The organism is Bartonella capreoli, from assembly GCF_902813205.1.
GTDB lineage: Bacteria > Pseudomonadota > Alphaproteobacteria > Rhizobiales > Rhizobiaceae > Bartonella > Bartonella schoenbuchensis.
Genome location: NZ_CADDZX010000319.1, coordinates 1 through 406, shown reverse-complemented (window position 1 = coordinate 406; position 406 = coordinate 1). Strand labels below are relative to the sequence as shown.

Annotated in this window: 1 protein-coding gene; it reads right to left on the bottom strand. The window is 39.9% G+C overall.

What is annotated here, in order from left to right; all coding sequences use genetic code 11:
- The coding region (locus J7R05_RS08605; protein ID WP_343070554.1) for an OB-fold nucleic acid binding domain-containing protein at positions 1 to 406 on the bottom strand (406 nt) is incomplete at both ends.

The window sequence follows — 406 nt, the reverse complement described above, 5'->3', positions numbered from 1 at the left end:
AAGTTGTCCATTAAATCGCTCAACTTTTCCTGATACAACAACTTTTCTTCCTTCTGGTAGTTGTTTTTTTAGCCAAGAACAATGAGCATGGAAAAAGACTAAATTTATTTTTCCTGTTTGATCATGAGCAATAACTCGATAAGGTGATCGACTCCGACCAATTGGCGGTGGCTGGTGCTGATCGATGATAATTTCAAGAGTATTAGTGATACCTTCTTGAGCAAAAGCAATGCTTGGACATATTCTACGATCTATCACGGAATGGGGCATTAATTGAAGAAGGTCGATAAGAGTCGGTTCACGTTGCGTGGGATTAATGTTTAAGACTTTGGCTAGTAAGGCACATATTGGGGGGCTTATTCCTTGGAGAGTGCGAACAGAGGCAAAAAGAGGATGAATAAGGTTT